Raw genomic sequence first — 12,805 nt, 5'->3', positions numbered from 1 at the left:
TGACCCTTGACACTGTGACGCGTGCCTCTCAGACTTCGTCGTCAGTCGACTGTTAACAGTCAACTGACAACGGGGTTACTGACGCCCACCCGCTCACCGGAGGTCACCCATGACCGGACGGCAATCTCCAGTCCGCGATCCCCACCTCGAGGAGGTCGCCGCCTGGCACCCGATCGACGGCACGCCGACCAAGAAGAAGGTCGCCGTGGGGTGCTCGATCGGCGCCACCATCGAGACCTACGACTTCATCGGCTTCGGCATCGCGGCGGCGCTGTACTTCAACACCGCCTTCTTCCCCGCGGACGACCCGCTGTCGGGCACGCTGCTGTCGTTCGCCACCCTGGGCATCGGCTTCGCGGTCCGCCCGCTCGGCGGGATCATCGGCGGCTACCTCGGCGACCGGATCGGCCGCAAGCCGGTGCTCGTCGGCTCCCTGCTGCTCATGGGCATCGCGACGGTGCTCATCGGCTGCCTGCCCACGTACCAGCAGGTCGGCGTCTGGGCCGGGGTCCTGCTCGTGGTCGTGCGGGTGGTGCAGGGGCTGGCGTTCGGCGCGGAGTGGGGCGGCGCGATCCTCATGTGCTTCGAACACGCGCCCTGGCGCAAGAAGGGCTTGTACACCGGCATCACCCAGGCCGGCTTCCCCGTCGGGCTGCTGCTGGCCAACCTGGCGTTCCTGGTCAGCGTGCCGCTGGGCGGCTCGTGGGCGTGGCGGGTGCCGTTCCTGCTGTCGGCCGTGCTGATCGTCGTGGGCATCGTCATCCGGCTCAAGGTCGAGGAGTCGCCGGAGTTCGAGGAGCTCAAGGAGGAGGGCGAGCTCTCCAAGAACCCCCTGCTCGAGGTGCTGCGCGACGACTGGCGCAACATCCTGCGCGCCTTCTGCCTGCGGATCACCGAGACCGCCGGCTACGCGGTGTCGGTCACGTTCATGCTGTCCTACGTCGCCGCCGAGGAGCTGGCCGGCCGGTCGGTCACCCTGACCGCGACGATGATCGCCGCCGGCATCGGCATCTTCGCCACCACCTACTGGGGCTCGCTGACCGACCGCATCGGACGGCGCCCGGTGTACCTGTGGGGCACCGCGCTGCACGTCCTGTGGGGCATCCCGCTGTTCCTCGTGGCGAACACCGGCGTCGCCGTGGCGATCGTCGTCGCGTTCGTCATCAGCTACGCGGTCCTGCAGAACTCGCTGGCCGGGGTGCAGGGCGCCTGGTTCTCCGAGCTGTTCGCGGCCAAGACCCGCACCACCGGCGCGTCCCTGGCCTACCAGATGTCGGCCGTCGTCTCCGGCTTCACGCCGCTGGTGGCGACCGCCCTGTACGCCGGTGTCGGCTGGATCGGCCCGGCGCTGCTGTTCGCCGGCTTCGGGGTGCTGGGCCTGGTCGCCGCGCTCCTGACCCGCGAGACCTGGGGCCGGGCCGAGCGGGACGAGGTCGCCGCTCTCCAGCAGAGCCTCTCGGAGCGAACGACGCCCGACGGGCTCCCCGCCCCCCGGAACGGCGGGGAGCAGCGGTTGCTGACCCCCCGGCCGACGGCCGACTGACCCGACGAACGACGAGGAGACCGTCATGACATCGCTGCGCACGCCGCGGACGGCGGCCGGCCCGGTCGACCGGACCGCACGGATCGAGCGGATCCGCGAGGCCGCCTACCGCATCCGCCGCAACGCCCTGGACATGGGGGAGGTGCAGGGGCAGGGCTACATCGGGCAGGCGCTCGGCGTCGCCGACGTCCTCGCCACCGTCTACACCGACCAGCTGCGGTACCGGCCCGAGGACCCGCACTGGGCCGACCGCGACCGCTTCCTGCTCTCCATCGGCCACTACGCGATCGCCCTGTACGCGGCGCTGGCCGAGGCCGGGACCATCCCGCTCGAGGAGCTGCAGACCTACGGCTCCGACGACTCCCGCCTGCCGATGTCGGGGATGGCGTCCTACACCCCGGGGATGGAGATCTCCGGCGGCTCGCTCGGCCACGGCCTGGCGGTCGCCACCGGGATGGCGCTGGGGCTGCGCCGGCTCGGCAACCCCGCCCGGGTCGTCGACCTGCTCTCCGACGGCGAGCTGGACGAGGGCTCCACGTGGGAGGCGGCGATGGCCTGCGCCCACCACGGCCTGGACAACGTCACCGCGATCGTCGACGTCAACGCCCTGCAGGCCGACGGCCCCACCGCCGGGGTGCTGCGCACCGAGCCGGTCACCGACAAGTGGCGGGCCTTCGGATGGCACGCGCTGCGGGTCGACGGCAACGACGTCGCCGCCCTCGTCGACGCCTTCGACGAGATCCGGGGACACCGCGGCTCGCCGTCGGTGCTCATCTGCGACACCCGCATCGGACGCGGGGTGCCGCTGCTGGAGAGCCGGGAGAAGGCCCACTTCATGCGGGTCGAGGAGCACGAGTGGCAGATCGCCCGCGACCAGCTGACGGAAGGGATCCTCCGATGACCAGCACCAGCCCCCGCAAGAAGCTGACCACCTCGGCGATGATCGCGTCCTTCGCCGACCCCGGGCAGCGCACCACCAGCGCCCCGTTCGGGCACGCGCTGAACCGGCTGGCCGAGGAGCGGCCCGAGATCGTCGGGCTGTCGGCCGACCTGGCGAAGTACACCGACATGCACGTGTTCCGCGACGCCCACCCGGACCGCTTCTTCCAGATGGGCATGGCCGAGCAGGTGATGCTGGGGGCCGCGGCCGGGATGGCCGAGGTGGGCCTGGTGCCCTTCGCCTCCACCTACTCGGTGTTCGCCACCCGGCGGGCCTACGACTTCCTCTGCCTCGACATCGCCGAGCCGGGGCTCAACGTCAACGTCGTCGGCGCCCTGCCCGGCCTCACCACCGGCTACGGGCCGAGTCACCAGGCCACCGAGGACCTCGCGATCCTCCGCGGCTGTCCGGGCCTGACCATCGTCGACCCGTGCGACTCGGTCGACATCGAGCAGGCGGTGCCGGCCCTCGCGTCGGCCCCCGGCCCGACCTACCTGCGGCTGCTGCGCGGCGCGGTGCCCACGGTGCTCGACGAGTACGACTACCGGTTCGAGCTCGGCAAGGCCGCCGAGCTGCGCACCGGCCGGGACGTCGTCCTCGTCGCGACCGGGCTCATGACCATGCGGGCACTGCAGGCGGCGGCGCGGCTGGAGGCCGATCACGTCGACGTCGCCGTGCTGCACGTCCCCACGATCAAACCGCTGGACACCGAGGCGATCCTGCGGGCGGCACGCACCGACCGGCTGCTCGTGACCCTGGAGAACCACACCGTCGTCGGCGGGCTGAGCGAGTCCGTCGCGTCGACCCTGGCCTTCGCCGGCGTCGGCAACCGGGTGGTCCCGATCGCGCTGCCCGACGAGTTCCTCGCCGCCGGCGCCCTGCCCACCCTGCACGACCGCTACGGCCTGTCCACCGACGCCATCGTCGCGAGGGTCAAGGCCGAGCTCGACGGCACCGCACGCCGTCCGGCCGCGGCCTGGTCGGCCGACCCCACCCCCGCCACCGTCTGACCGCCCTCACCCGACCCCTGCTGGAGGAACACCATGTCCGTGTCCGACAAGACCGCCGTCATCACCGGAGCCGGCTCCAAGCGCGGCATCGGCCGCGCCACCGCCCACGCGCTGGCCGCGGCCGGCTGGAACGTCGCCGTCCTCGACCTGGACGAGGCCAGCGCCAAGGACGCCGCCTCCGAGGTGGAGGAGCTCTCCGGCGTGCAGGCCGTGGGCATCGGCTGCGACGTCACCGACGAGACATCGGTGGAGACCGCACTCACGGTCCTCGACGGCGCGCTGCCCCCGGTCGGCGCGCTGGTCAACAACGCCGGCATCACCTCACCGACGCCGTTCCTCGAGGTCACCGGCGAGGAGTGGGACCGCATCTTCGCCGTGAACGTGCGCGGTGCCTTCAACGTCACCCGGCGCCTCGCGCCCGGCATGGCCGAGCGGGGCTTCGGCCGGATCGTCTTCCTGTCCTCGGTGTCGGCCGAGCGGGGCGGCGGGGTCTTCGGCGGCGTGGCGTACTCGGCGGCGAAGGCCGGCCAGCTGGGCTTCACCCGCGCGCTGGCCCGCGAGCTGGGGCCGGCCGGCGTGACCGTGAACGCCGTCGCCCCCGGGCTGATCGACACCGACATCACCGGCGGCGCGCTCGAGGGGGAGCGCAAGACGCAGCTCGTCGCCGGCATCCCGGTCGGCCGCAACGGCCGGGTCGCCGACGTCGCCGACCTCATCACGTACCTGTGCCGCGAGGAGTCCGGCTACGTCACGGGAGCCACGTACGACGTCAACGGCGGCTCGCACATCCACTGAGCGTCCCCGCCCGCACCGGCGTCCGCCGGCGGGGCACGGCGAGGCCCTGGTCGGTTCCCCGGCCAGGGCCTCTGCCGTGGGCGGGCGGCCGGCGCAGCCCGGGCCGCTGTGTGCACACGACGTCGTCCGGCCCGCCGGGAGATCACGATGAGTGCACACAGCGCCGTCTCGGGCGCGGGGCCGGCCGTCGGGAGCAGGTGCAGCGCCGCGCCCGGCAGATGTGGCAGGGTTGGGTGCCCGTCGCGGCGGGCATGCCCGCCCGGCACGGCAGGGGTGCAGCACGTCGCCCCACGGGCCGCGCACGAACCCGGGTGGCGGTGCTCCGTGTTCCCCAGTACCTCGACTCCCTCGCCCCGACGCGACCCGCACCGGCGGGAGGTGTCTCGTGGTCGCGCGGCCTGAGCTGCGCCGGCGGTCGCTGACCGCCGTCCCGACGATCACCGGCACCCCGTGGCGGCCACCGTCGGAGCACCAGCTGCGCGGCATGGACACCGAGGTCACCCTCGACCTCGGCTGGGGGCGGCTGGTGTTCGGCCAGACCTTCGCCGACCCGCACCGGCTGGTCGAGGCGATGCGCGCCGAGGCCGACGGCCACCGCGACATCTGCATCTACGCCCGCGACCCGCAGGTGCTGCTGGCGCTGGCGCCCACCGAGCTGTTCCTCGACCCCTCGCTCACCTTCCGGCTGGACCTGCACCACTACCGCCCGCGCCGGGAACTCGTGGAGAACGTCTTCGTCCGCACGGTGAGCTGCCCGGACGACGTCGCCGAGATGGAGCGCATCGTCACGCGCACCGGCATGGTGCACGGGGACCGCGCCACGGTCTGGCACAACCACTCCACCCGCACCGTGGGGTACCTCGTGGCGGAGGACCGGCGCACCGGGCGCGTGGTCGGCACGGTCACGGGAGTCGACCACGTCCGGGCGTTCGGGGACCCGGAGGGCGGCAGCAGCCTGTGGTGCCTGGCCGCGGACCCGGGCGAGGCCCCGCCGGGCACGGGGGAGGCGCTGGTCCGGGTGCTCGCCGAGCGCTACCTCGCCCGGGGCCGCAACTACCTCGACCTCTCGGTGCTGCACGACAACGGGCCGGCGATCGCGCTCTACCGCAAGCTCGGGTTCCGGCAGGTGCCCGCACTCGTGGTCAAGAGCCGGAACGCGGTCAACGCGCCGCTGTTCGCCCCCGGCCCGCCCGGGCTGGACCGGCTCAACCCCTACGCCCGGATCCTCGCCGACGAGGCCCTGCGCCGGGGGATCCGGGTCGAGGTGACCGACGCCGCCTCCGGCGAGATGCGGTTCACGCTCGGCGCCCGCAGCGTGCTGACCCGCGAGTCGCTCTCGGAGCTGACCACCGCCGTGGCCATGAGCCGCTGCGACGACAAGCGGGTCACCCGCCGGATCATGGCGGGCGCCGGGGTCCGCGTGCCCGTGGGCGTCGAGGTGGCCGGGGACGACCTGGGTGCGGCCCTGGCCCTGCTCGAGCGGTTCGGCGAGCTGGTGGTGAAGCCGGCGCACGGGGAGCAGGGCAGGGGCATCACCGTCGGCGTCAGCGACGAGCCGGGGCTGCGGTCGGCCGTCGCGTTCGCGCGGCAGCACTGCCCCGACGTGCTGGTCGAGGAACTGGTGCCGGGGGAGGACCTGCGCGTGGTCGTCATCGACCACCAGGTGGTCGCGGCCGCCGTCCGCCGCCCGGCCACGGTGGTCGCCGACGGGGTCTCCGACGTCACGACGCTGATCCGCCGGACCAGCCGGCGCCGGGAGCGGGCCACCGGCGGGGAGTCGCGGATCCCGCTGGACGCGACGACCGCCGCCGTCGTCGCCAGTGCGGGCTGGGCGATGGACGACGTCCCGCCGGAGGGGACGACGATCCGGGTCCGGCGGACGGCGAACCTGCACACCGGCGGCACCATCGAGGACGTCACAGACCGGCTGCACCCCGAGATCGCCGAGGCCGCCGTGCGGGCCAGCCGGGCCATCGGCATCCCGGTGACCGGCCTGGACTTCCTCGTTCCCGACCTCGACGGGCCCCAGCACGTCTTCGTCGAGGCCAACGAGCGGCCCGGGCTGGCCAACCACGAGCCCCGGCCGACCGCCGCCCGCTTCGTCGACCTGCTGTTCCCGGAGACCCGTCCGCGCTGACCACCGGCCGGCTGTGCTCGATCGACGCGGAGAGGCCCGCGCGTGTCGCATGGACCACCGGCCGGGCGGGTACGCCGCAGACCGGTAGGAGCTGTAACAAGACGGGTCCGACCGGTTCTCGGCGGGAGGGTGGACACTCGACCCGGCGAGCCGAGCGTGGCTCGACACCCCCGGGATGGGCACATGGGCCAGGCAGCATGGGTGCGCCGACCGCCACCGGCGTCGGTCCACGACGCGGCGGCGGCCTGGCAGGGGCATCCGGCCACCCCGGGGCAGCTCACCCGCATGCGAGTGCAGTTGCGACAGGCGCTGCTCACCGGCGCACTGGCGGCCGGGCAGGACCACGGGGAGCGGCTGCTGCTGGCCTTCGAGGAGCTCGTCTCCAACGGGCTCCGGCACGGGCGGCCGCCGGTGGAGGTCGCCGTCATCCCTGCCGGTTCGGGCTGGCTCCTGGAGGTCAGCGACGGCGCGACCGACCGGCCGCCGGTCCCGGCGATCGGCCGGGACGCGGCCGAGGGTGGCATGGGCCTGGGGATGGTGGCCCGGATCTGCGGCGCGCACGGCTGGTCCATCGCCGGCGACCGGAAGATCGTCTGGGCCCGCGTGGACTCCGGGCCGTCGATCCACGAACGGGTCCGGGCGGCGACCGACCGCGCCCACGAGCTGGCCGTCCGGCTCTCGGCGACGGCCACCCGCACGACGCTGACCCTGGACCGGCTGGTGGTCGTCACCGCGGACGGTGTGCCCCCCCGGGAGCTGGAGCAGCTCCGCCGGACGGCCGAGCAGCTGCGTCGGGTCAGCCTGGCCGCGGCCGGCCCCCCGGGTGGGTGAGATCGGCTCGGACCGCGCCGCGGAGACGGGAGAGGCCCTGGTCAGTCGCCCGACCAGGGCCTCTCCGACATGGGGTGAGTGACGGGGCTCGAACCCGCGAGTGAGGCCGGTCCCGGGCCTGGGCCCGGCGAATGCGCAGGGCACGCGTGCCTCGGACGATCTGCAGCGGTCCTGAGCGGTCAGTTGCCCCCCCCAATCTGCCCCCCGACCGGGAGCGCATCTCGGGCTGGCAGGGACGGCCTTCGAGCTCTGTTGGCGACGTCGGGATGGTCCATCCCGAGACGCCGCGGACGGCGAGAAGCGGCTGGAGCGTGCGAGGCATGGTCGTCGTGAGGCTGCTGGCGTGGTGGCCCGCAGCTCGGCGCCGCGTCACCGACCGCGCTCCGTGCGTCGGTCCTCGCGTCCGTACCGATGACGTCGCGGAGGCCGGGTCACATGGCACCGCCGGAAGCCCTCACGGCGTCAGCGTCTCGTCCGTGGTCGGCGGCGCGTCGTCGAAGAAGAGGTGGTGACTCAGGTGCAGTCGAGTCAGAGCGCTGCGCAGCTGCGGTGACGCGCCGCGCAGGGTGAGCCGCCGGCCCCGCCGCATCGCGCGGCGGTAGGCGTCACCGATGGCCCGCAGCGCGGCGTGATCGGCGACCTCCATCCCGCTCGCGTCGACGGTCACAGTCGGCTGCTCGGTGCGCAGCAGGACCGAGACGGCGTCGTGCAGCAGTGGTGCAGTGCGGCCGTCCAGCCGTCCGATCGCGGTCACGCGACCGGTCTGCAGGTCCAAGTGCACGTCGAGCGTTGACCAGCCGCTGGAGCGCGGCCGCCGGGGGCCGGGGACGGACATGACCGTCAGCCGGGTCGGCAGACGCGGGGCTGCCGGCCGGCGGGCCGCCTCGGATCCAGCCGCTCGCGCGGTCGGTGGGCCGCTGCTGGACCCGTCGGGGAAGCCGAACCGGAAGCTGGCGCGGGCGGCGTGGGCCGCGCCACCTTCCCGCACGCGGGCTGCGCCCGCGACGTCGCTGACGCCACGCTGGCACCCTCCTCGCACTCCGGTCGGACGGCCGCACTGGCCGACGACGTCCGGCCACATGCCTCGCTCCGGCGGGCGGGGCACGCCTCACCCGACGTGGAGGACTTCGAAACCCGCCGCGCGATCGGATGCGGGGTCTGCGGTGCTCCGGCCTGGTACACCTGCGAGACGCCGGCCGTTCACGTGTGGATCGAGAAGAAGGTTCACGTGGAGATCGCAAAGAAGTACGCCGCGCAGAAGTCGTTCGAGCTGCCGCCCCTGGCTGAACTGGTGGCCAGATCGGCGGAGGGCCGCAGCACGGCGGTCGACCCGGCGACCCCGGTCGCCGAGGGCGAGGCGGAGGACCAGCGGCTGGAGGCGGTCCATTTCGACACCGCGGACCTCCGTCTGGCGGCGGCGGGGTTGACCCTGCGCCGGCGCACGGGCGACGAGGACGCCGGATGGCACCTCGAGGTCCCCGCGGGGACCAGGGCGCGCTCGGAGGTGCACCTGCCGCTGGGCCGCGCCACCCGGACCGTGCCCGAGGCGCTGCAGAACATGGTCTGGGCCCACAGCCGAGGCGCCCCGCTGCGGCCGGTCGCCGAGATCACCACCGACCGGACGGTGCGCCGGCTGGTCGATGCGACCGGGCAGGCGCTGGCGGAGATCGCCGACGACCGCGTCAGCGCGCGCAGGCTGTGGTCGACCGACGGCAGCGGAGACGCGGCCGGCGCCGCCACGTCCTGGCGGGAGATCGAGGTGGGACTCGTCGGCGGCGCGACCGAGCTCCTCGAAGCCGTCGACACCCACCTGCGGGCACGGGGACTGCGTGAGGCCCCGAGCTCCTCAGAACTCGTGCAGGCGCTGAACGGGCACGAGCGCGTCCAGCCGGCGGAGCGGAAGGCGGCGAAGCTCACGACCGAGTCGGCCGCCGGGGACGTGATCCTCGCCTATGTCCGCGAGCAGGTGGAGCAGATTCGGTCGCAGGACCTGCCGGTGCGCCTGGACGCCCACGACGCCGTCCACAAGATGCGTGTGGCCACCCGGCGGTTGCGCAGCGCCCTGGCCACGTTCAAGCCGCTGTTCGCCGGCGACGTGGTCCGCCCGCTGCGTGGGGAGCTCAAGTGGCTGGCCGGGGAGCTGGGCGCGGCCCGGGACGCCGAGGTGATGCGCGACCGCGTGCGCACGGCGGTCGAGGCGGAGAACCCGCTCGGCGAGCCAGGTTCGGTCGCCGAGGTCGCCGGAGCGGAGTTGGGCGTCGCCTACCGCAGCGCCCACGACCGGGTGCTCGCCGAGCTGGACGGCGATCGCTACCACCGCCTCCTGACCGACCTCGACGACCTGGTCGCCTGCCCGCCGTTCACCGCACGCGCCGGAGCGCGCGCAGGGAAGGCGCTGCCGCGCTTGGTGGCCCGCAGCTACGCCGGAGTCCGCCGCCTCGTCGAGGACGCATCCGCCCGGCCCGCCGGCGCCGAGCGGGAGGAGCTGCTGCACGACGCCCGCAAGGCCGCGAAGGCCGCCCGCTACGCCGGTGAGTCGGTCGGCCGGGTCTTCGGAGCCGACGCCACAGCGTTCGCCCAGGCGATGGAGGCGGTGCAGGAGGCGCTGGGGGAGCACCAGGACTCCGTCCTCACCCGGGAACGGCTGCGCGAGCTGGCCCTGAACACCTCCAGCACGAGTACCGCCTTCCTCTACGGGCGCCTGCACGCGCTCGAGGAGGCGCGAGCGGAGCAGTCCCAGCAGCACTTCGACGACGCCTGGAAGGCGGCCGGCCGCAAGTCCCTGCACCGCTGGCTGCGATGACTCCTCGTCGCTCCGGTCGGCTGCTACCCGGCGGTCAGGCCCGGCAGGCCGGACCTCGCGCGCGACGGGCCCGATGCGGACCGCTGCGGCGGTCGTGCCGGAGACGACTGCTCCCGGCCGGTCGCCCGCCCCGCTACAGCAGGCCCAGGTCGCGGGCACGGCCGACGATGCCGTCCCGGTTCGGCGCGGTGAGCTTGCGCCGCAGCGTTTGGATGTGGCCCCGCACGGTGTTCGTCGACAGGGCCAGCGCGGCGGCCATCCGTGTGGTGGAGTGCCCGGCGAGCTGGTGGAGGATGTCGCGTGCGCGTGCGCGTGGGCTCAGGTCCGGGGCGGCGACGCGGTCCTGCGGCGTGTCGGGAGCTGTCTGCGGTGCGCGGTCGCCCCGCCACTGCCCCCGATCTGCCCCCACGAGGGGGCAGAAGGCGTGATCTCGCCCCCCACTCCGGGCCGGGGAACGGGAGAGGCCCCGGTCAGTCGCCTGACCAGGGCCTCTCCCACGTGGGGTGAGTGACGGGGCTCGAACCCGCGACACCCAGGATCACAACCTGGTGCTCTACCAGCTGAGCTACACCCACCACGTCTCCCGGCCGGCCGCTGGCGAGAGCGGGTCGGCCGGGGAACCGGAGCAACGATACCCGGCGACTCAGATCCCCGACGCAGCGGGTGGCTGGCCCGGCTCGCCGGCCTCCTCGGCGGCGAAGACGGCCGCGAAGGCGTCGGTCACCCGCGCGGAGGCGGCCTGCGCCTCGGACGTCGACGGGCCGGGGCCGTCGACGAACAGCGTCTGCCGGTAGTAGGCCAGCTCCCGCACGGACTCGATGATGTCGGCCAGTGCGCGGTGGGCCAGCCCCTTCTGCGGCTGGGCGAAGTACACCCGCGGGAACCAGCGGCGGGCCAGCTCCTTGATCGAGGAGACGTCGATCATCCGGTAGTGCAGGTGGTCGTCCAGCTCGGGCATGTCGCGGGCGAGGAAGCCCCGGTCGGTGCCGATCGAGTTGCCGCACAGCGGGGCGGTGCGGCGCTCGGGCACGAAGCGCTTCACGTAGGCCAGCAGCTGCTGCTCGGCCTCGGCGACGGTCAGCGTCGCGGCGCGGACGGCGTCGGTGAGCCCGGACTTGGCGTGCATCTCGGTGACGACGTCGGCCATCCCGTCGAGGTCGGCGTCGGAGGCCGAGATCACCAGGTCCAGCCCCGGGTCGAGCACGGTGAGCTCGGAGTCGGTGACCAGCACCGCGACCTCGATCAGCTTGTCCCGGGTGAGGTCCAACCCGGTCATCTCGCAGTCGATCCAGACCAGGTGTCCCGCGCTCTCCGCCACGTCGGACGACAGTACGTCCCGTTCGCCACGGCCGCCCCGCGCATGCCCCCTCTACCGCATGCGGCACACCGGTGCCATTCGAGCGTCGAGGAACGGGGGCGTCCGCCACTAGGCTCGGTCCGGTCCCGCCCCGAGCCCAGGAGTACCCGCCGTGCCCGCTGCCACCGTCCCCGTCGCGACCGGGCGACCGGTCCCGCCGGCTCCGGGCTCGCTGCCTGCCGCGTTGCGCCACCCGATCGGCGCGCTGCGCTGGCTGTGGCTGGCGTACGTGACCCCCGGTCGCCCGGGCCGGCCCACCTCGCAGGAGGAGCTGCGGTGGATCTACACCGCCTGGCTCGGGGCCTTCCTGCTGAAGATGCTCGGGTCGTCGTGGGACGTCTCCTGGCACTTCAAGTGGCTGCGCGACGACCTGGCCCCGCCGCACCTGCTCAACTCCGCGGGCACCGCCGTCGTCGTCGCCCTGGTGGTCTTCCACAGCTACAGCGGCTACGGCGTCGACCGCCGCGCGCTGCGGCTCATGCAGGCGGGCATCGCGACCTTCCTGGTCGCGATCCCGATCGACATCGTCAACCACCGCGTCAACGGCCTGGACATCACCAGCTGGAGCCCCAGCCACGCGCTGCTCTACCTCGGGACGGCGATCATGCTGGCCGGCGCCGTCCGCGGCTGGTGGCTGTACGCCGCGCCGGGCCGGGTGCGCGACCTCGTCTCGCTGGGCCTGTGGCTGTTCTTCGTCGAGAACGTCGTCTTCCCGGCCCAGCACCAGGAGTACGGCGTCCTGTCGCTGCAGGCCTACGACGCCGGCCGGACGACGGCCGAGCCGCAGCTGCTGGACTTCGCCGCCGCCCAGGGGCAGACGCCGACGATGTTCATGCTCCCGGTGCCCTCGTGGGTGCACCCGGCCTGGATGCTCTGCGCCGGCCTGCTGGCCCTGGTGGTGGCGCGCGAGCTCGTCGGGTTGCGCTGGACCGCCACCGTCGTGGCCGGCACCTATCTGGCCTACCGCGCCGCCATGTGGCTGGGCCTGGTCGCGATGGACTTCCCGCCGTCGGTCCTGCCGCTGGTGCTCGTCGTCGGTGCGGTGGCGATCGACCTCGCGGTCACCTGGCGGGTGCCGGGCTGGCTGGCCGCGCCGGTGGTCACCGCCGTCTTCTACGCCGCGGGTGCGGCGCAGGACGCGATCGGCTTCCTCCCGCCGTGGGACTGGACGTGGTGGTCGGTGCTGCTGGTCGGCGCCTCCTTCACCGTCCTGTGGACCGCGGTGGACCTCGTGGCGCGCAGCCGCTGGCTGGCCGCCTGGGCGCAGCCGGTCGAGGCGGACGACGACGACGTCGCCGTCCGGTCCGGCGGCGCGTCGGCCCGCTGATGGCGGGGGACCGACCCGTCACATGACGTAACGTCGGACGACGACTCCGCCGGCCCCTCACC

Annotated in this window: 11 protein-coding genes and 1 tRNA gene; 8 read left to right on the top strand and 4 right to left on the bottom strand. The window is 73.8% G+C overall.

Going from position 1 to position 12,805, the window contains the following annotated elements:
- Positions 1–109: 109 nt before the first annotated feature.
- The 6 genes from ACI784_RS08125 (at position 110) to ACI784_RS08100 (ending at position 7,256) form a co-directional block, all read left to right on the top strand.
- Positions 110–1,543 carry an MFS transporter gene (locus tag ACI784_RS08125; RefSeq protein WP_456923080.1) on the top strand — a complete coding sequence of 478 codons (1,434 nt, stop codon included), beginning with the start codon at positions 110–112 and terminating at the stop codon, positions 1,541–1,543.
- A 25-nt stretch (positions 1,544–1,568) separates the two neighbouring features.
- Positions 1,569–2,444: a transketolase gene (locus ACI784_RS08120; RefSeq protein ID WP_457013092.1), complete on the top strand. Its 876-nt coding sequence runs from the start codon at positions 1,569–1,571 to the stop codon at positions 2,442–2,444.
- On the top strand, positions 2,441–3,493 hold the full coding sequence (locus ACI784_RS08115; protein ID WP_457013091.1) for a transketolase family protein: 1,053 nt from the start codon (positions 2,441–2,443) through the stop codon (positions 3,491–3,493). Before ACI784_RS08120 ends, ACI784_RS08115 begins: the two co-directional genes overlap by 4 nt.
- Positions 3,494–3,526: 33 nt before the next feature.
- Positions 3,527–4,288, top strand: a complete 762-nt coding sequence (locus tag ACI784_RS08110) for an SDR family NAD(P)-dependent oxidoreductase (protein ID WP_457013090.1) — start codon at positions 3,527–3,529, stop codon at positions 4,286–4,288.
- Positions 4,289–4,673: 385 nt separating this feature from the next.
- Complete coding sequence (gene ngg, locus ACI784_RS08105) at positions 4,674–6,425, top strand: N-acetylglutaminylglutamine synthetase (RefSeq protein WP_457013089.1); 1,752 nt, start codon at positions 4,674–4,676, stop codon at positions 6,423–6,425.
- A gap of 183 nt (positions 6,426–6,608) precedes the next feature.
- Positions 6,609–7,256, top strand: a complete 648-nt coding sequence (locus ACI784_RS08100) for an ATP-binding protein (protein ID WP_457013088.1) — start codon at positions 6,609–6,611, stop codon at positions 7,254–7,256.
- Positions 7,257–7,710: 454 nt separating this feature from the next.
- Here the strand turns inward: ACI784_RS08100 and ACI784_RS08095 are convergent, their stop codons facing one another.
- Entirely contained in the window at positions 7,711–8,010 is a 300-nt protein-coding gene (locus ACI784_RS08095; RefSeq protein ID WP_456923074.1) for an STAS domain-containing protein, read from the bottom strand.
- A 474-nt stretch (positions 8,011–8,484) separates the two neighbouring features.
- On the opposite strand from ACI784_RS08095, the gene ACI784_RS08090 reads away from it, so the two are divergent.
- The gene (locus ACI784_RS08090; protein WP_457013087.1) at positions 8,485–10,059 is read left to right on the top strand and encodes a CYTH and CHAD domain-containing protein; all 1,575 of its coding nucleotides are present in this window, start codon (positions 8,485–8,487) and stop codon (positions 10,057–10,059) included.
- Between the two features lie 133 nt (positions 10,060–10,192).
- Here the strand turns inward: ACI784_RS08090 and ACI784_RS08085 are convergent, their stop codons facing one another.
- The 3 genes from ACI784_RS08085 to orn form a co-directional block, all read right to left on the bottom strand.
- Positions 10,193–10,468 carry a LuxR C-terminal-related transcriptional regulator gene (locus ACI784_RS08085; RefSeq protein WP_457013086.1) on the bottom strand — a complete coding sequence of 92 codons (276 nt, stop codon included), beginning with the start codon at positions 10,466–10,468 and terminating at the stop codon, positions 10,193–10,195.
- A 90-nt stretch (positions 10,469–10,558) separates the two neighbouring features.
- Positions 10,559–10,634, bottom strand: a tRNA-His gene (locus ACI784_RS08080).
- Positions 10,635–10,702: 68 nt separating this feature from the next.
- On the bottom strand, positions 10,703–11,377 hold the full coding sequence (gene orn, locus ACI784_RS08075; protein ID WP_456923071.1) for an oligoribonuclease: 675 nt from the start codon (positions 11,375–11,377) through the stop codon (positions 10,703–10,705).
- A 151-nt stretch (positions 11,378–11,528) separates the two neighbouring features.
- Between orn and ACI784_RS08070 the strand changes: the two genes are divergently transcribed.
- On the top strand, positions 11,529–12,743 hold the full coding sequence (locus ACI784_RS08070; RefSeq protein ID WP_456923070.1) for a hypothetical protein: 1,215 nt from the start codon (positions 11,529–11,531) through the stop codon (positions 12,741–12,743).
- The last annotated feature ends 62 nt before the right edge of the window (positions 12,744–12,805 follow it).

The sequence above is a fragment of the Geodermatophilus sp. SYSU D01186 genome, assembly GCF_054050215.1.
The sequence above is the reverse complement of the archived record's forward strand: the minus strand, read 5'-3'. Positions and strand labels throughout refer to the sequence as shown.